Here is an 18,239-nt window from a genome sequence, read left to right as displayed (position 1 = left end):
GACTCTTGCAATTAATTAAAGCGGTCAATGCCGCGGGAATTCGGTTGAGGTGTGAGTAAAGACTATACTTCGAATTTCCGCGGCTTCGACCGCGGAATCCATTCTATAGAGCTGAACTGGGCTTCGAAGATGCAAAGAAGATTCAAGGACAAGCTACGGTACGTAGACTCTTGCAATTAATTAAAGCGGTCAATGCCGCGGGAATTCGGTTGAGGTGTGAGTAAAGACTATACTTCGAATTTCCGCGGCTTCGACCGCGGAATCCATTCTATAGAGCTGAACTGGGTTTCGAAGATGTAAAGAAGATTCAAGGACAAGCTACGGTACGTAGACTCTTGCAATTAATTAAACAAGTCAATTATCAACGATTGCTAGGGATTCACAAAATTAACAACGACCGCCTGTATTTTTACAGGTTCTTTTTCCCAGGATCGAGCGTAACTGAACACCATTTTTGTTGATTTAGGGTATGTTTTACCTTTATTTACAGAAAAAGTGAACTTCATTTCCCCTCCAGCTCCAATCAGATTTGTTTTAGGCCGCTGATACTGAGAGCTCGTCAGAGTCAATAAATCTTTATCATATTGATCCACAGACCATTGATAACCTGTTGTTGGATTTGCCGCCAAAGTAACTACAAAGCTGGTTACGTTATTCGCCACATTCAAAGTCAAATCTTGGGATGCATTCGCTAAAATTGAAAACCCCATTAATAAACAACCCAATAAAATATTCATCATCATTCCCTGCCTACTTTTTAATGTTATTGTCACGGATTTCTATTGGCGTTAATAGTTTGTAATACACCAGAATTAAATATTAATTCGTATTGAAATTCAGCCGGTGATTTTTGATATATCCACGTTTCGATGGTACTTGTTCCCACGCCAACCTGATATCCGTACTGATTATAGATTGGTACAGACTGTTCATAAACCTGCTTGTACAGTGGCTCACCGCATTTAATCAGTACGTTATATTGACTGTCCCCTTCATACACTAATTTATCACCACAGCGCATTGCCATCGCACTAGTCATTAAAGAAAGATTCAACACCATAGCCAATAAACCAATTCGAGCAAACATCATATGCTCCTGCTTCTGAATTATTAATGCACCGGGGATATGCTTTGCTCTCCTTAGCACACCTCAAGCACTATTGCCTGTTATAAGCATAGCACTTTGCCATAAGTCCACATGATAAATTAACCATGAACTCTTCCTATCAGACAGTGCAACGGCCAAATGATTTCTCGCTCCAGCTCAATATTTCCCCAGCCGGATTTTAATTCATCAACGATTAAATCAAGCGGGTTTGAACCCTGACGTTTTTGATATTCCTTCACTGCAGACCATGTAGACAAATATCCAATCAATTGATTAAAGTTGACCCTCTTTTTCATGCTCAATTCAGGTGTTTCAATTTTAATAAACGGAAAAGGAATAGTCTGATAGTTCTCTTCAATATAAAACCGTTCTTTAGGCCAATATACATTACCCAAAACATCATAATAGAGTTTTTTAATGAGGCTATTTAACGTATCATCATTCAAGGAGCCTAAACTATAACACCAGGCTGCGATGATACCCTTGGGGCTGCTGACTCGCCTTACTTCTTTATAAAACAAAGAAAAATTAAACCAATGCAAAGCCTGCGCAACGGTAATCAAACTGATAGAGCCGGAATGAATCGGAGTTTTTTCAGCTGGTGTGCAGAGATACTTGATGTTATCACGCTGTGCCGCGACATCAAGCTGAGCCTGATTAATATCCGTAGCAATAACGTGTGAAAAACGTTCTGCCAGAACAACAGCCGCCTGACCATTTCCAGTACCACAATCCCAAACAGTCCCACTCGGATCAACCCACTGTGCCAGGTAATCAAACAACACTGGAGGATAGTCCGGGCGGCAAAGTAAATAATGCTCGGATCCCTGATTAAAATGATTGATGTACTCCCTATTCGCTTCACTCATCCCAATTGTCTCTCTCTTTATCTGATTCAGGCAGGAAGCCACCTACCTGAGCATCCCACATTAACTTGTACAGCCCATTTTTAGCAACTAATTCATCATGCGTTCCATCCTCAACTATTTTTCCTTGTTCAAACACAAGGATTCTATCCATATGCAACAAGGTCGATAAGCGATGAGCGATCACAATTGTGGTTTTATTCTCCATCAAATGCCATAGTGAATTTTGTATCGCCTCTTCGGTTAATGAATCAAGTTGAGAAGTTGCTTCATCCAGTATCACTAATTTCGCATTTTTTAAAATTGCACGGGCAATCGCTATGCGTTGTCGTTGTCCTCCCGAGAGTTTAATACCTCGTTCCCCGACCAAAGTGTTGTACCCTTCAGGTAATAAAGAAATAAAATCATCGCAACACGCTTTCTTCGATGCGAGAATGACTTCCTCATCAGTAGCGTCAGGCTTTCCATAGCGAATGTTTTCCATTAAGGTTCGATGAAATAAAGTGGTATCCTGAGGAATCATACTGATCGCTGATCGAAGAGAATCTTGAGTCACTTTGCTGATATCCTGTCCGTCAATAAGTATGCGACCTGACTCAACATTAAAAAAACGTAAAATTAAATGGATGAACGTTGTTTTACCACTACCGGAAAATCCAACCAGCCCTACGCGCTGATTCGGCTCTATAATAACCGATTTATTTTCAAATACTCTCTTTCCCTTGTTGTAATGAAATGTAACATGGTCAAACTCAATTGTTCCTTCTGTAACAACCAGAGGTTTTGCACCAGAATCATCCAAAATATCAATAGGCGCACTAAGCAGAGCAATCGCTTGACGTGCGATTCCTATTTCCCGGTAGAGATCAGCCATTGCATGGCACAAGTACCAAATTTGAGTCATGATGGCAAAAGAGACATTGAAAATAAAGACCAGATCACCCGTAGTAATTAATCCTCTTTCCCAGAAAACCAAGAGCAGAGTAACCATGATGACCAACATGATAGTAACCGGGATGTCCAGATACAGACGAAATATGTTCATATAAATCGTCAGCTTTTTGTTGCTTTGTTCTTCCTTATCCTGGCTTAACTTAACATAGGCCATTTCATCTCTGGAACGGGCAAATAACTTAACGGCATTAGCATTGCTGAGGCTGTCAACAATTTTCCCACTTAATTCACTTTTATCCTCAGCATTCTCAATAGAATATCGATCAACTTTTTTTGATAATTTAAAGCTGATTAATAACTGGAGAACTATCCAGGTCAGCAAGACTACGGCGAACCAATAATTAATGGTGCACATCAGAATCAAAGCAACGATTATTGATGAAAACGCTGCAATTCCATACCAGGTAATGATCATAAAAATCGAATCTAAAGCACGCGGCAAGTCATTAATTTTATTCGCCAGACTTCCGGCCATTTGATTGGAAAAATAATGATACGATTGCTTACTTAAATAACCGAATACTGACATTCGCACATCAGCCTGAAATCTTGGAATTACATAACCTTGCCACCAGTTTTGCAATCGCAAAATAATCAGTAAAGTAATCCAGGCTCCTCCACCTACCCATAACGCAGGAGCAACTGCTAAAAAAATATTCTGACCAGGTGAATGAGATCCTAATGCATCAACTATCATCTTCAATGAATAAGGAATGGCATTATTTTCCAAAACCATCGTAATGGGAGCCAGAAAAAAAACAGTAAATGCCAAACGTTGTTTTTTAATAAAATATAAAAAAAACCGGCCTAGTTTTTTTGGTAACTCTTCTGTATTTTTATTATCATTATTCATTAAGTACACCCGCTAATCGCATCAACTAACCTTAACAAGGTTAACCTATTTATTTAACAATCAGACCAATTTAGCCGATATATGAGTGAAATAAATTACTCAAAGTATAGACAAAAATAGCAACCCAAAATATGGAATTCTCTCAAATGGCGTGCTCCTGAAATATATTAATGCTAATGCAATTGCTTCGTCGGTCAATGAATCTTATTCGACATGGTTATATTATTTAATTTAATCTTGATCTTATGACGCATAAAAGCGATGATTTTATCTTTTTGAAGCAGGAGATCGTGTGGAACACGAAACAATGGAATTTGATGTCATTATAGTGGGGGCTGGACCAGCCGGTTTGTCCGCTGCTATAAAATTAAAACAATTAGCTCAGGCCTCTCAAAAAGAGCTGTCTGTGTGTATATTAGAGAAAGGAGCTCAAATTGGAGCTCATATTCTTTCCGGAGCGGTATTAGAGCCAATAAGCTTAAAAGAATTACTTCCAGATACATGGCAGAACGCTCCTCTTGATACTCAGGTAACACAGGATCAATTCTATTTTCTGACTGAAAAAAAATCCTATAAATTACCCACTCCCAAGCCTATGCACAATCAGGGAAATTACATCATCAGCCTCGGTGAACTGTGTCTATTTCTCGCAGAACAGGCAGAAAGCCTGGGCTGTGAGATTTACCCTGGATTTGCTGCAGCCGAAGTCTTATTCAATGATAAAAACCAGGTTATCGGCATTTCAACAGGGAATGTTGGTATTGATAAAGAAGGTAAAGAGACCAATAATTTTCAACCTGGAATGCACTTATTGGCAAAACAAACACTGTTTGCTGAAGGGTGTCGTGGACAGCTCAGTCAGTATTTGATGAGTCGATTTCATCTAAGAGACCATGCACAACCACAAACCTATGGAATAGGAATAAAAGAGTTATGGCAAGTAGATGCTTCACGCCATGAACCCGGCAAAGTAATTCATACTGTAGGCTGGCCCATGGATCACGCGACCTATGGAGGCTCTTTTATTTATCATCTATCCAAACAACGTGTTGCCATTGGGTTTGTTGTTGGTTTGGATTACAAAAATCCATGGTTAAATCCATTTGCAGAATTGCAGCGATTTAAAACACATCCAATAATCCGCTCTGTATTAGAAGGAGGAGAACGAATTGGCTATGGGGCACGAGCCCTCAATGAGGGAGGATGGCAATCTCTACCCAAGCTTGTCTTTCCTGGCGGGGCATTGATTGGTGATGCTGCCGGTTTTCTCAATGTTCCGAAAATCAAAGGAATTCATACCGCGATGCAATCAGGCATGCTCGCTGCTCAGGCCTGTTTTGAGGCGTTAATTCAGGACACATCAAATCAGTATGAGTTAAGCACCTACCCTGAAAAAATAAAAAAATCATGGCTAGCCAAAGAACTCTATTCCGTGCGTAACATTAGACCGGGATTTAAATTTGGTCTTATCCCTGGTTTAATTAATGCGGCTTTCGAAACTTATATTACCCGAGGCCATTCTCCGTGGACTTTATCCAATCACGCAGATCATAACTGCTTGATTTCTGCAGAAAAAGCTAAAAAAATTAATTACCCTAAACCCGATGGCAAACTAACTTTTGACAAGCTTTCCTCTGTATTTTTATCCAATACCTATCATGAAGAAAATCAACCTTGCCATCTCAAATTAAAGCAGCCAAAACTGGCAATTGATGTAAATCTGAAAACCTATGCCTCTCCGGAAAGTCGCTACTGCCCTGCTGCTGTGTACGAAATAGTAGAAGAAGAGCAAGGACCAAGATTACAAATTAATGCTCAAAACTGCATTCACTGTAAGACCTGTGATATAAAAGATCCTCGTCAAAACATTATCTGGCATGCGCCTGAGGGTGGAGGCGGACCCAACTATACAGGAATGTAATAGTTATCAATCCCGCCATAAATTACTTCATAGCGGGATTGAATCCTAAATTTTAAAGGGCTTCAGGGTCTTTATTCATTATTTTGGGCCATTCATCATTTGCCTTTTTAATATAGCCATTAATGTCTTTAGACCAAATCATAACCCTGTGCACCTACCAGGCTGTTAGCATAATCCGATGCAAATGTTGTACTGGTTAAAAAAAACCAGACAATGAGAGATGTAACTACAAATTTAAAGTATTTCATCCTATCCGTCCTTATTCATAATGACATGCAACCCGGTATCAGTCTTTTTAAATCGTGTATCAGTATGTACTCATGAACATCCATTTTATAATAGAAGCTAGTCGCACTTTATTCTATTTTTTTTCTAAACTCTCAATTCCTTCATTGATTTAATTCAAAAAAATTTAAAAGGGTCGTTTCAAAATATTATATAACCAATGAAGTTGAACTTACTGTGTAATCTGGATAAAAAACCTCTAACTGTTGAATTAAATTATCTACTGTACCCAATGGAAACCAAATATCGGATTTCGGTTTAACACCCTCATGAAGTTTAAGTTCCTGCATCAAAATATCCAATTGATGTTGACTTACTTCCATGCCTTTATCTACAAATAAAGCTTTGTCCTTTAAACGTTCCAATGCATCTCTAATTTTAGTCATAGAAAGCCAAATATGAGGATCCATTTGATAGGTTTCATTACCTTCCAAAGTTTTGAGCAGAGTTAATGCCATTTCATACTCATCAAAAGTAACAGATAAATAATTTTTTTCTATTCGTTTCAGAATCACACCCAAATCTCGTGCAGTTTGAAAAGCCTCTGCCTCTCTGTTTATACTCAACTCTTCAAATCGATTTAAACAATTCAGAGCATAAGACTGAATTGTATTGAGCAAGGGGGTAATAAAAATACCCTTATCTGTTTTAATGTGCCTGACTTTCACTGCAGAATGCATCGTATTTGGCACAACAATCTGCTCGATTATTTCAACAGGTTTTTTATCTTGAGCATCAGAGGATCCTTCACCATTTTTATGATCATTCAATAAATCCAAGAGGTTAATTAAATCGTAATGATATAAATCAACAAACGCGCAACACTCCATGTGCAAAAATAATCTTGAATCATAAGCAGTTAATTTGATCTTAAAATAAGAAGAAACAGGAAACTCTGCGGGATCTATCAAAGAATGAATACCGGGTAAGTAACTCTTCAGCTGATTTGAGAGAGATTGATGATGAATGTCATGACGTACAGCAAAAATAACGGTTAACGAACCAGCAGCGGTTTGAATTAAGTTAGATTGAAAAAAATTATTAAAACAAAAACCATAGGCATTTTTAAGCGATATAGAATCTTTTGACAAAGAGCCTGATGCGGGAGCGACCTCCTCCAGACAAGTTAAAGAATGGGTCAAAGAACCCATTAAGCGGTGATTATCCTCCGAGACAAGGCTCCTTTTATCTGTACATCGAATGCTCTTTTCACCATAAATTTTATTGATAACCCTCATAGAAACATCCTTTTCATATTGAACAATCCCGTAACTCCCAACCAGCCCTTCTGTGGAGAAGCAATCGAAGGTACCGTAGTTTAAAAGATCAAGTCAAGTGCCAGAATTCACGGCAAAAAGACACTTTCAAAACGGTTTACATCACCCCACTTAATCTGAGGAAGGTCTTTCCATAAGACTCCTGAACTGGTTAAAAACTATAATTTTAATAAAGAACCACATGAATCCCGTTGTCATTTATTTATGATAAAGGTAGACTTGCGAATGTTAGTCCCGGTGGCGCAGCTGGATAGCGCGGCCCCCTCCTAAGGGGCAGGTCGCAGGTTCGAATCCTGCCCGGGACGCCAATAAAATCAATGGGTTACGTATTTAATGTTTACAGCGGTAAGATTCTTTTTGTTATAGGGATAACCACGGGGATAACACCAAAAAAATACTATCCCTTAAACCCAATGAGAATTGAAATAATGGAACTACTATGATTACATGGAAGCAATTTGGTGTAGGAGCTGCAACGATACTTATTGCGATTCTTTCATACGAGTTCGTTAGATTAGAAAATACTGTTAGCAAGCAAGTTCAGCAGTCAAATCAACTAGAAAGAAAATTAGATATTCTAGTTAGCGTGATTAGTATGAAAATGCCAGATATAAACCTCTCTAATTTAATAGCAATAGCCACAGAAAAAAACATTGCCCCCAATAACCTAATGATGGCAATTCCACTCCTTGAAAAAGATCCCGACAAAGCTAAAAGCTATATGAAAACCGAGATGCAATTCAACGAGTCTGAAATAAATTTAATCATGAAGAAACCTGAAGAAAGATAGCTTCTCAAATATGATCCAAATCCCATTTTATATCTATAATTAAAAATACAAGCGTATTCTGAGGGATAGAGAATGGGACGTTATGGACACCTCATCAAACTAATAATCTTTGTTTTATTTTTGTGTGGGATAGCATTTTTTTTAACCTATGATTTTGATTTTCTTACTAAATCTAGAGCCGAAGAAATTAATTGGTTTGTTTTTATAGCCACTGCTTTACTTGCTGGTATAGCCTATTTTGAATTTAATAGAGCAAATAAGTTATCGAGTAATGAGTTTTTATTATTTATTTCAAACCGATGGGGGAGCGCAGAAGTAATAAAAGCTAGGCAGATTATACATGCCTATTTTGTCAAAAATTATAGGAATCCCGAAAGCACTACGTTCAGTGATTATAACTGCTCTCTTTGCCAAACCTCAAAAAACATTCTTGAGTTAAGCCGAAAAGACGGGGAGGATGGCAGTAATTTTATATATCTTCTGAACTTAATCGATTATTTAGAGACAATCAGCTACTTCTATGATCGAGGGGACCTTGAACTAAGTGACATACAAAATACTTCCGGCCACAATATACTTTTTCTTTATGCTATATTTCAATCCTATAAAGAGCAACGCCAAAAACATGATAAAACTTATTTTGCTAATATTGATAAATTGTATAAAGCATTAAAAACCCTTTCCGCGTAACTTAACAATAGTCCAATATTTTTTTTATATTATTTATATGTCTTAAAGATAAAGTTCCGGCAATGTAAGTTTGGGCATACTGACACTTCTCGTCTAATTCTGTAGATGGTTTAAAATAAAGCTTGAGTGATAATTTATGAAGATTTTTGCAGGATCTTTTGCTAGTAATAATTGGCTACTAGCAAACTTCCTTCATACATTTAAAGAGAGAGTTTAATTTGAGCTATTCTTAATAGAAGGCATTAATAACCATACTGCTTAAACTTTATAAATGGCAAGGATAACCATAATGATGGAGAAATTCTGCATATTTTGCGGAGAAAATCCAAGAAATAAAACTAGTGAGCATGTATTGCCACGTTGGTTAATTTCTCTCACAGGTAATCCCAATAGAGTAGTAAATTTCGGACAAAATCCTCTAACGTTAAAAACACCGAGATTTGATTGGAGTAATTTTAAATTTCCATCTTGTGATAAATGTAATAATAATAGTGCCACTCTGGAGGGTGACGCACACAAAATTACAAATAAGATTTTATTAAGGCAACCTATTTCTATTAGGGAGTTTGATATTTTTTTAGATTGGCTCGATAAAGTTAGAATTGGTTTATGGTTAGCCTATCAATATTTACATAAAAATCCGCTCCAAATTTTCCCCAAATTTTATATAAATAATCGAATTGGCATAAAAGATAGGATGTTAGCAATTTATCCTTTCAATAGCCAAAATCAGGGTATGAATATTTGGGGGGCCGAGACGCTAACATTTCAATTCAAACCATCATGTTTCTCAATCCGAATAAATGATATTTATATCCTGAATATGTCTTGGGATTTTATGTGCGCTAAAAGATGTGGCTTTCCTTACCCTAAAATAATTAAAACCGATTTGGCGGAATTTGCAATTTCTGGTTTTAAAAGAGATGAGAATTATAAGCATCCTATACTTAGAATGCCCTTCTATAAACCATCTATTCACATATATCAGCCCTTATATAGCGATGAGATTCTCAATAAATTTAATAATTGTTCCAACCTAGGTAATCCTATGTTTATTCAATTAGATAAGCAGGTTGAAAAAATAGAGGATCCTAACACTCTAATTGATTTTCAAGAAATAAAGGAAATTCAATCAAAACCTCAACATCAAATAATATCTCAAACATATGATTTCCAACTTAGATCGTTCCTTGTGGATCAACATATTTATTTACCAGGATTAAAACCGAGCATTATAAAAAAATTAAAGCAGCAAAATAAAACTTATGCCAAAGTTTTTTATAATTTAACAGAAGACCAATATGAAAAAATATGGGCAAAATCGATAAAGGAATAACATGAAATCCAATTTAATTTGTCCTATTTGTGGGGTTAAATACCAGCTTGTATTTGAGAATTTAAAGCAGGCTGAAAATTATTTTAATGAATGGTATTTAATAGATAATTGCATCATTTGCAAGCTAGTTGATCAAGTGAAGGAATATATCCGAGCAGCACTTCTTTCTATAAATTGCATTTTTTATGGAAAATATTTATTCACTATTTCTGAAAATGATATTCTCACTAAAATTTTAAACAATAATTTTAGACAACGAAGAAATTCAATTCAAGCTATCTACCTTGAACTTGATGAGATAAATTTTATATCGGGCTATATGCTTTTAGCCTCTTATTTAGAATCTTCATGTAATGCTATAGTAACTGCGTTCCATAAGGCACATCAAACAGACCACCAGGTTGGTCGGGCATATAATTTAAAACATAACTATCCCAAAATAAAGAAAATTGAAAATTTAACATATACAAAATTGCTTCCAGATAGATACGAAGAAAGCATTAACACTCAGAAAATAAGATTTCAAAAACCAATGCACTTTGTATGGTGTGTAAATAATGTGCTAAAACATCAATCAGGCATTATTAAAGATCAAGGTTCTGGGAAAAAATTAATAGACATTTTTAAATTGCATAAAGGGCAAAATATCTTTGATTATCACCTGTGTAAAATTTATTCGGTTACCCCTAAAACTACTGTTGGAGATTTAAGTTTTTTAACAGGCATGCTCTACGTACATATAAATGATTTAATTGCCGAACTTTTTAATGCCCCCAAAATTAGGATAAAAAAGCTTGATATGGAGCATTTGTATGTAACTACATTGAACATTCAGTTGAAAGAAGATACAGCAGATATGTTAAAGAATTCTCTTGAACGTGATGCGATAATTCAGTTTGTAAAAAAGTAAGTTATATTTTTCACAGTGTATCCCTCAATTAAAATACCAAAATCTTTCGATACCTAATTCAACAGCACATCATCAGCCTAATAAATTAATTGTTTAAATTCTCTGTTTAATTCTGCTATTTGATTTGCCATATCTCTAATATCTTTGCATCTAGCTCCATGTTTGAAACTATTTTTCCGAGACATGGCTTTTCCTTCAGGAGTTCTTGGGCCGGTCGAGCATAGCCATGGCTTCTGCTGACGTATTCGCTGAGCTTGGTGCAACCGTTGTTCCAATGTCCATGTTCTTTGCTTCATGAGCGACCTTAGCATTCAGTTCGTTTGCAATATTTTTATTATTTTCAATTTCGCATACTTCAGATTTTACATTATTATTTACTTGCTGAGTAATAGCATTATTTTGTTGCCTTATTATTGTTGTTGACCGACGGGGGTGTTTTAGCTCTGCCAATGCCATTAGCGTTTTTCTGCAGCCAGATTGAGCCTTTAAGGCAATACTCGCAAAAACCTCCGCGTGTTCCAAATTTGAATTAGGTATCTTACCTAGTGCATCATAGAATAGATATTCAAGACTTTTAGCCTGTGTCATAAGCATGGCTTCAATTTCATTAGTATCATTATTGTGGATACGATCCACACTCCTGGACAATCGTTCAAGTGCAGCTACCCCATCAAATCCACTACCATGTAATTTACTAAGTGCCATAGTTGCATGACCACGGCAATGTAAGTACAGCTCTGTAGTTGCTGCGTTCTTTTTTTCTTCGATTTTTTTCTTTTCAGCTTGGTCTAGCATTATTTGAGCCTTGGTCTTTCTAGCCATTGTATTCTCCTTGAATTAGCCTGGAAATTTATAAAAATCACACGCACAAAATGGTCGCCGATAACCGCATTTGCAAACCGTAGTTAATGGGATATCCTCAGCAACAAAATTATATTCTTCTTGATTATTCTCGAGGGAACTGGGGAAACCAAGGGAACTTGTTTGTTCCATTTGTATTTCTAGAGTTCCCTCGGTGGTTGCATTAGAGAGAACTGGAGAACTTGAGATTAATTCCACACTGTCTAATAAATTAAGGACGCCCATAATTAAGCCTCCTCTTTGACTAAAATCCAGTACAATGAAAGAGAACGCCCTTCAACTTTCACTTTCTTAGAATTTTTCCCGTGATCTTTTTCTATAATCCACTGAGCATCATTCAATGTCTGTAAAATAATTTTTAAATCAAATCCAGTTGCTGCTTCTTGCAGTGCTGACGAATTAAACAAGAAAATGCGCCCTTTATCCGTATCTTTCCAATAACCAGCGCGGTCTCTAACTACAGGTCTTTGATCAATGTTATCGCCTTTGTATGTGGTCATTTCTTGATTCAGTCCAGAAAAGCGGCTATCTCCATGCCTATCAATGAAATGGCGTATCCCTTGAAGTATCTGACGCATTTCTGTTTGTCCTTGACCTCGAAAATCACGCCATGTATTAAATAACTCAATAGCAGCTTCTAATGCTTCCCCTTCTTGCCATCCTGTTAAACCATATTCTGTTGCTTTTTCACCAGCTAGGGCAATTAATGCAAATAAACAGGCCGCGCGGCTTTCTATACCATCTGAAGAATAAAAACCGCTTAATTTACAAAATCTAGCATATAGCTCTGATAGATTATCCTTATCTTCCAAGAGCTTTTTAACAAATTCTGGACCAGCCACTCCAAAATATAAGCTTGTAGATTGTTTCATAGAATCAGCAAAAGCACGCCCATCAGTTATTCCATGCAGATTATCAAAAGCTCCATAAAGCCGATCAGTTGCAGGGATATTAAGCAGTCTTGCTTCTTGACCTGCCTTAATGTGCTGACCTGCTTCTTGCATGTGAGCCGATAAAGTACGCTCTCCGCTAGATAGGACTATTGTTCGCCATCTAAATGAATCGCGTGATCCACCATTACGTTTTGCCCGCTGTTTGCCTTGTCCATTTGCTAATGCATAAATTATGGAGCCAATTTCACGGGGGTCGCACTCACTGATTTCATCTAAAATTAATAGACTATCATTTAATGCCGCTGCTGTAGCTTCTAGACCATTGGCAGTAGCGCGCCAAGCACGTACATAGCCTGGACCACCCCATACACTTGCAGCTACTTGTAATGCAGTAGTTTTACCATTACTAGACTTGCCGATTAAATGAATACCTCCACCACCTGCAGATTGCTGCTTTGCTTTTAATAATAGCGGTGCGGCAAAAGCTGCAGACATTGATAACAATAAAATTGGGTTCCCACTGCAACGTGTAGTAATTTGTTCACGCCATTTTTGAATATCACCTTGCTGAATAAAATCATCATGGGCTGCATATTCTGATTGAAAGCGCACATTATCATCACCAATTGTTTTATTAGGCATTACAAAAGCGCTCCCATTGGAGTGCCATCCAGTACGTGTTGCGGCTATTGTTCTACATTGTGGTTTTTGATACATTAACCAGCTATTTAAATGCTTTTTAGCATCAAGGTTTATTCTTACCCCTAAATCTAATAATTCACCACGCATTTCATCACCATTCCCCTTAAGAAGATGCATGGGCATTGACCATTCACGCCACCCACCAAATGGTTGGATAAATCGTAACAATAGACCAAATGATTCATCTCGCTCATCTGCTGTAATTGCTTTTGCATGAATAGGTGAACACACCCAAATATCGATTGGTTTAGGATCTTGGCCCCCTGTAAACCCATGCCAATACAAACCTGGCTGTTTAGATTGACCGTCAATTGAAAACCAATCATCATAGACCATAAAACCAGGACGTTTAATTTCAGGTTCCGTAAGTATTTCAGGCGGTACTTGATTAGGTGAAATTATCTCCAATTTTAAATCATTAGTTGCGATGGTTCCCTCATGTATCTCTTTAGAGGAACCATCAAATAGCACGTCATCACTAATGGTTCTCTCGGTTCCCTCTGTTCCCTCATAAATTTCTAAATCTATGTTAGGCATGGTGCACCTCTTCATCAGCTAGCCAACAATACAGGTCATTAAAATCTTTTAATGACTCTGGTGAAGCTTCGGGCCATTTGGGTTTGCAAAATAATGCTCCTGATGCAATTGCTGCCTCACGCCCTTTTATTACCCCAGGATTATCGGATCTCATCCTGTCATCATCAGCGCAAATAGTAATTTCTGCACAAGGAATATTTTTACGAATATGGAGGGCAACTGGTTTTAAATTTCCTGCACTACAAGCCGCGATCACACAATATGTAGGATACTTTTCAGCCAAGGTTGCTCCTGTAGCAAATCCCTCACAAATTAGTATTTTTTGATTATGATGTGGTTGGTGCTGAACAGGCATAAAATGTTCTTTAATTGCCCCATTTAGCAAAAACCTTTTTTCACCAAGTTCGTTGATATACTGCAAACTCCATATTTTTCCATCAAAATCAATCACAGGTAAAACTATTTCTTGGTAAAATTGACGGGCATAGCATGGCGATATGTGTTTCTTTTTCAGGTATGGATGATGCGGATTTGCTTTTGGATAACCTTCCCAGAGGTTCTCGGCTAGACAAGCCGCTTCCTGTTGTTCTTTGTCTTTCATAGCATTACGCATTTTACTGGCTTCTTTTATGCGCTTCATTTGATTATGGAGTTCATCTTTTGTCATGCGGTTTTGATTTTTAGCACTCCATTTAAAATAAATTCCCGTTTTCCAACTCCCAAATACTCCACACGGCACACCATCAAGATAAAGTACATACCATCCATTTTTAGATCTAAATTTATCTCCTTCAATGTGGAAACGATGTAGCTTCCCATCAGCAATGATTTCGTCTGGAGGAGTAATCCCGTTTGCTAAGAACTCTGCTTGGAATTGATTAATAATTTGATTAAAATCCATGATGCAAATCCTTATTGTTCCTTTTGCAATATAGCGTTAATTGGTGGCATGCTTCTTCTAATTGACCCTGAATATAAGCCTGCCCCATCCCATACTTTTGACTAGTTTCTGAAATCCGTATCAAAAACAAGGAAAAAATTATTTCAAGTCTTTTTTCTTGCATAATCTTCCCCGTCTAGGTTTATATTCTGGAAAATCTTGTTCTATAAGTTGTTTAATATCTTCAACTCGCCAGACAGTGATCTTTGGGCCAAGCTTTATAGGCTTTGGGAATCGTCCTGTTTTAACTCCTTCCCACCAGGTAGATTTTCCTACTGGAATTAATGGAGAAAGACTGTGCTTGGGGCTGCCAAGAATTTGATCGATTCTTAGAAAACCAGTTTGAGGTAGTTCGTACATTAGAATTTGCTCCTGTCCAAATGAATTCAGGAGCCATGATAGAATAGGCGATTACCCGCCCTCAATGCGCCCTTGCCCCGACTGGGGTAGCGGCTAGTTTTTCAAAACCCCAGCTGGGGTTATTTATTTTTTTCCAATAGTTTTTTACCTTTTGCAAATTTATCTTCAAGCGTTGATTTTGATATGCCTTTTACTTTAGGAAAATTATCTTCTAAGAACTCAATTAAGGCAGCTTGGCTATTAAATGGTGAAATTTGCTTTCCTCCTGTGCTATTCATAAACATTGTCTCAACTAGAGAACCAATTATTTTTAATAAAGTTTTTTCAGAATTAGGTGAGATACTCAACTCATCTATTTCATGTTTTAAGCTTTGGATGAATTTGCTTTGACTCTCAATAAGAGCTACAGCCTCGCTGTATTGCTCCTTTAATTTATCGCGACTACTTTCCATTTTTTTATAAAGCTCTTGCCAATCAGTAAGCTGTATGCCCAAAGACTCAATAGATTCGATAAGTGCGCAGGGAACATTAACATCCGTAAAATTCATTCTTTGAACCCATGTAAGGAATACAGAAGGAACTACAGGATCAGATAATTGTTGAAACTTTACATATCCTTTTGCGGTTGTTCTAATCTCTTCAAATTTTTTTGCTAGAGGAGAACGATCTGTAAATTCTTTAATATTTTCCCAATAAACTTTTCTTGGCTCTTTGCCCAGTATTAAGGCAATTCCCTCATCGATACTCCAAACAATTTGTTTACTCCAATAAGCAAAATCAGCATCGCAATCAGGGTGATTAAAAAATCGCTCTTTCTCAGCTTTTTCTTTGTAATATGGCCTATATTCATCTGTTCTAGCTAGAATACAATCTAACTCATAATCAGTTTGAGTTTTTAATTTGTTTGAAAACTCATCTGTTTTGAGTAATTTCCAATTATTTCCATGCATTTTCATCAATTGATCAAAAGGGAGCTTTTTAAAAAGCTCCTGGATTAATTCAATTTTTTCTTGTCTTCCCTCAGGAGGAGTTTTCATATTAAGCTCATCTTCTGGTCTTTATTTAAACTAAGATCATTCTTATCATTATTTGCAATTTTCTGCTCTACCATTACTCCCCACGCCAACCACGTGCTCTTTTGCTCATCGCTATAAAGCGCTCGTTGATATGTGGCTACAAGCTTATTTATTGGTTGATGGTTTAACATTTTTTCAACCACATGTGGTGGAGTCTTTAAATGCTCAGCCCAGGCTGTCGCTGCTGAGCGTCTGATGTCATGTACAGTAAATGCTTCAATATCACTCAAATAAAAATCTTCATTAGGTTGTGCTTTACTCTTATTTTTGGGAGCTTGCCTTAATCGAGCTATATAACGTGTCAAAGTATCCTCTCTAATATGGCTTTTTTCTGCATTGCGACCAGTATTAAAGACGTAAGGTGATTGTCCAGTAAGTGGTTGGAGACTTTTAATGATCTTAACTGCCAGATCAGACAGGTAAATCACATGGGCACGGCCATTTTTTGTGCGCTCTTTGGGTAGTGACCAAATACCATTGTTCAAATTTAGCTCTTTCCAAGACATTTTTGCTACTTCTGCTCTACGTGCTCCAGTTAAAATTAATAATTTAAGAGCGCTAGCTGTAATTATTGTTGTTTTGATAGAAACTCTTTCATTTTGCAGTGAGGTTGCGGCATCTAGGACACTCCATAGCTTATTGAGTTCATCCAATGATAGAGCTCTATCTCGAGGATCGTTAGCTGAGACATTAAAATCTTTTGGTTTTAGTAAGCGGGCCGAATTTTCTATTACATGCCGATGTTTCAAACCATAATCAAGCATTAAATTGAGTGTTGTAAGTGCTTTACGAGTTTCCTCTTTAATACCACTAAGAGACATTTTTTCTAAAACAACAGTTAAGTGAAATCTGTTAACATCTTTCACTAATAAATTACCAAGATTTTTTTTAAGATGGAGAGACCAACGTTCCTCATGACGTTTTGCCCAAAGGTCGGTCATTTGCTCAGTTGCTTTAACATATGCAATCCAATTATCAAATAATGTTTGCATTGTTATAGCCTCTGTATTTTCTGCTTTTTCAGCTGCACGGGCAGTTCGTGGATCAATACCTTTACGCACCAATGCACGAACGTTTGCCAATTCCTTACGTGCTTCCTTCATTGAAAGATCATTCAGAGAGCCCAACGTCATTCGATGCAAACGTCGATCATCACCTAAACGAAAAAAATATATCCAGCTCTTTGCTCCACTTGGCCTAACCCGCAAAAAAAGACCATCACCATCTGAGAGATTATATTCTTTACTTCTCGGTTCAGCGTTATCAACTTCGTATTTTTTTAATTTGTTCTTCAAAATAAACTCTCATTAACGGGTTAACCACAGGGATAACCAATTTTCTGATTTTAGGTGAATTCTATTGGATTCAATTGGACAAAGCAATAATGATAGCTTATTGTATTTAGGGTATTTTTGGATAATAATGGATTTATTAGGACAAATATGCACGCGCCTCCTAAGGGGCAGGTCACAGGTTCGAATCCTGTTCGGGACGCCATATAAACATAGACTGATTTCGGCTCTTCCCCAAATCCTGGGGCACTAATCAAGAACACAAAACTTTAACCCTTAACCTATAATTTTTGGGGCTTTCTCAATTACGGAGCACTCAGATTTAACAGCACTGCACCCTAACACGAGTTCTGTAATTTTCAAAGTTACGAAACCCATAAGCCCTTCTTTGTATTAACTTCATCTTTCTATGAAACCCTGCTGTAATCCCCTTAGACTTCCTTAAAAAAGCCTGTCATGCCCGCGCAGGCGCACTACTGTCCGGTAAAAGAAGAAATAGTTGAGCGTCCTTGATAAAGCGCTAAGATAGCGCCCTAAATCCCCATTTAGGTCAAGGACGTACAGTGAAAGATACCGTTTTTCAAGAAA

At 37.2% G+C, this 18,239-nt stretch carries 16 protein-coding genes, 1 tRNA gene and 1 pseudogene; 6 read left to right on the top strand and 12 right to left on the bottom strand.

Features of this window, described 5'->3' with window-relative positions:
• Nucleotides 1-371: 371 nt before the first annotated feature.
• From ELY21_RS15035 to ELY21_RS15020, 4 genes are all read right to left on the bottom strand, one after another.
• Nucleotides 372-737 (bottom strand): protease inhibitor I42 family protein, encoded by a 366-nt coding sequence (locus ELY21_RS15035; RefSeq protein WP_127110838.1) that lies wholly within the window; start codon nt 735-737, stop codon nt 372-374.
• Between the two features lie 32 nt (nt 738-769).
• Nucleotides 770-1,090, bottom strand: a complete 321-nt coding sequence (locus ELY21_RS15030) for a DUF2845 domain-containing protein (protein WP_233588737.1) — start codon at nt 1,088-1,090, stop codon at nt 770-772.
• Nucleotides 1,091-1,206: 116 nt separating this feature from the next.
• Nucleotides 1,207-1,977, bottom strand: a complete 771-nt coding sequence (locus ELY21_RS15025) for a class I SAM-dependent methyltransferase (RefSeq protein ID WP_127110835.1) — start codon at nt 1,975-1,977, stop codon at nt 1,207-1,209.
• A complete protein-coding gene (locus ELY21_RS15020; RefSeq protein WP_127110833.1) occupies nt 1,970-3,781 on the bottom strand; it encodes an ABC transporter ATP-binding protein in 1,812 nt (603 codons plus the stop codon). The genes ELY21_RS15025 and ELY21_RS15020 overlap by 8 nt, the downstream gene beginning before the upstream one ends.
• Nucleotides 3,782-4,073: 292 nt before the next feature.
• On the opposite strand from ELY21_RS15020, the gene ELY21_RS15015 reads away from it, so the two are divergent.
• A complete protein-coding gene (locus tag ELY21_RS15015; protein ID WP_127110831.1) occupies nt 4,074-5,702 on the top strand; it encodes an electron transfer flavoprotein-ubiquinone oxidoreductase in 1,629 nt (542 codons plus the stop codon).
• Between the two features lie 434 nt (nt 5,703-6,136).
• Here ELY21_RS15015 and ELY21_RS15010 read toward each other — a convergent pair whose 3' ends face one another.
• Entirely contained in the window at nt 6,137-7,225 is a 1,089-nt protein-coding gene (locus tag ELY21_RS15010) for a hypothetical protein (protein ID WP_127110829.1), read from the bottom strand.
• 270 nt (nt 7,226-7,495) lie between these two features.
• Here ELY21_RS15010 and ELY21_RS15005 point away from each other — a divergent pair.
• The 5 genes from ELY21_RS15005 to ELY21_RS14985 all read left to right on the top strand — a co-directional run bounded on the left by ELY21_RS15005 (nt 7,496) and on the right by ELY21_RS14985 (nt 10,990).
• Nucleotides 7,496-7,572, top strand: a tRNA-Arg gene (locus tag ELY21_RS15005).
• A gap of 131 nt (nt 7,573-7,703) precedes the next feature.
• On the top strand, nt 7,704-8,054 hold the full coding sequence (locus ELY21_RS15000) for a hypothetical protein (RefSeq protein WP_127110827.1): 351 nt from the start codon (nt 7,704-7,706) through the stop codon (nt 8,052-8,054).
• Nucleotides 8,055-8,126: 72 nt separating this feature from the next.
• Complete coding sequence (locus ELY21_RS14995; RefSeq protein WP_127110825.1) at nt 8,127-8,744, top strand: hypothetical protein; 618 nt, start codon at nt 8,127-8,129, stop codon at nt 8,742-8,744.
• Nucleotides 8,745-9,033: 289 nt separating this feature from the next.
• Nucleotides 9,034-10,080 carry a hypothetical protein gene (locus ELY21_RS14990; protein WP_127110823.1) on the top strand — a complete coding sequence of 349 codons (1,047 nt, stop codon included), beginning with the start codon at nt 9,034-9,036 and terminating at the stop codon, nt 10,078-10,080.
• Nucleotide 10,081: 1 nt separating this feature from the next.
• Complete coding sequence (locus ELY21_RS14985; RefSeq protein WP_127110821.1) at nt 10,082-10,990, top strand: hypothetical protein; 909 nt, start codon at nt 10,082-10,084, stop codon at nt 10,988-10,990.
• 195 nt (nt 10,991-11,185) lie between these two features.
• Here the strand turns inward: ELY21_RS14985 and ELY21_RS14980 are convergent, their stop codons facing one another.
• From ELY21_RS14980 to ELY21_RS14950, 7 genes and pseudogenes are all read right to left on the bottom strand, one after another.
• Nucleotides 11,186-11,812, bottom strand: a complete 627-nt coding sequence (locus ELY21_RS14980; RefSeq protein ID WP_127110819.1) for a hypothetical protein — start codon at nt 11,810-11,812, stop codon at nt 11,186-11,188.
• Between the two features lie 266 nt (nt 11,813-12,078).
• On the bottom strand, nt 12,079-13,983 hold the full coding sequence (locus ELY21_RS14975) for a DUF927 domain-containing protein (protein ID WP_127110817.1): 1,905 nt from the start codon (nt 13,981-13,983) through the stop codon (nt 12,079-12,081).
• Entirely contained in the window at nt 13,976-14,884 is a 909-nt protein-coding gene (locus ELY21_RS14970) for a toprim domain-containing protein (protein WP_127110815.1), read from the bottom strand. Before ELY21_RS14970 ends, ELY21_RS14975 begins: the two co-directional genes overlap by 8 nt.
• 138 nt (nt 14,885-15,022) lie before the next feature.
• Entirely contained in the window at nt 15,023-15,283 is a 261-nt protein-coding gene (locus ELY21_RS14965) for an AlpA family transcriptional regulator (RefSeq protein WP_127110812.1), read from the bottom strand.
• Between the two features lie 119 nt (nt 15,284-15,402).
• Nucleotides 15,403-16,320: a hypothetical protein gene (locus ELY21_RS14960; protein WP_127110810.1), complete on the bottom strand. Its 918-nt coding sequence runs from the start codon at nt 16,318-16,320 to the stop codon at nt 15,403-15,405.
• Entirely contained in the window at nt 16,317-17,654 is a 1,338-nt protein-coding gene (locus ELY21_RS14955) for a site-specific integrase (protein ID WP_127110808.1), read from the bottom strand. Before ELY21_RS14955 ends, ELY21_RS14960 begins: the two co-directional genes overlap by 4 nt.
• A 319-nt stretch (nt 17,655-17,973) precedes the next feature.
• Nucleotides 17,974-18,090, bottom strand: a pseudogene (locus ELY21_RS14950) (transposase); the annotation flags it as partial.
• Nucleotides 18,091-18,239 lie beyond the last annotated feature (149 nt).

This window comes from Legionella sp. km535 (assembly GCF_003990085.1).
In the GTDB taxonomy this organism is placed as follows: Bacteria; Pseudomonadota; Gammaproteobacteria; order Legionellales; family Legionellaceae; genus Legionella; species Legionella moravica.
Note: the sequence above shows the minus strand (reverse complement) of the source record. Positions and strands in the feature narration are given on the sequence as shown.

Coding starts and splice junctions, on each gene's coding strand:
- ELY21_RS15035 (WP_127110838.1), bottom strand. CDS start 737: ATGAATATTTTATTGGGTTGTTTATTAATGGGGTTTTCAATTTTAGCG.
- ELY21_RS15030 (WP_233588737.1), bottom strand. CDS start 1,090: ATGATGTTTGCTCGAATTGGTTTATTGGCTATGGTGTTGAATCTTTCT.
- ELY21_RS15025 (WP_127110835.1), bottom strand. CDS start 1,977: ATGAGTGAAGCGAATAGGGAGTACATCAATCATTTTAATCAGGGATCC.
- ELY21_RS15020 (WP_127110833.1), bottom strand. CDS start 3,781: ATGAATAATGATAATAAAAATACAGAAGAGTTACCAAAAAAACTAGGC.
- ELY21_RS15010 (WP_127110829.1), bottom strand. CDS start 7,225: ATGAGGGTTATCAATAAAATTTATGGTGAAAAGAGCATTCGATGTACA.
- ELY21_RS15000 (WP_127110827.1), top strand. CDS start 7,704: ATGATTACATGGAAGCAATTTGGTGTAGGAGCTGCAACGATACTTATT.
- ELY21_RS14995 (WP_127110825.1), top strand. CDS start 8,127: ATGGGACGTTATGGACACCTCATCAAACTAATAATCTTTGTTTTATTT.
- ELY21_RS14990 (WP_127110823.1), top strand. CDS start 9,034: ATGATGGAGAAATTCTGCATATTTTGCGGAGAAAATCCAAGAAATAAA.
- ELY21_RS14985 (WP_127110821.1), top strand. CDS start 10,082: ATGAAATCCAATTTAATTTGTCCTATTTGTGGGGTTAAATACCAGCTT.
- ELY21_RS14980 (WP_127110819.1), bottom strand. CDS start 11,812: ATGGCTAGAAAGACCAAGGCTCAAATAATGCTAGACCAAGCTGAAAAG.
- ELY21_RS14975 (WP_127110817.1), bottom strand. CDS start 13,983: ATGCCTAACATAGATTTAGAAATTTATGAGGGAACAGAGGGAACCGAG.
- ELY21_RS14970 (WP_127110815.1), bottom strand. CDS start 14,884: ATGGATTTTAATCAAATTATTAATCAATTCCAAGCAGAGTTCTTAGCA.
- ELY21_RS14965 (WP_127110812.1), bottom strand. CDS start 15,283: ATGTACGAACTACCTCAAACTGGTTTTCTAAGAATCGATCAAATTCTT.
- ELY21_RS14960 (WP_127110810.1), bottom strand. CDS start 16,320: ATGAAAACTCCTCCTGAGGGAAGACAAGAAAAAATTGAATTAATCCAG.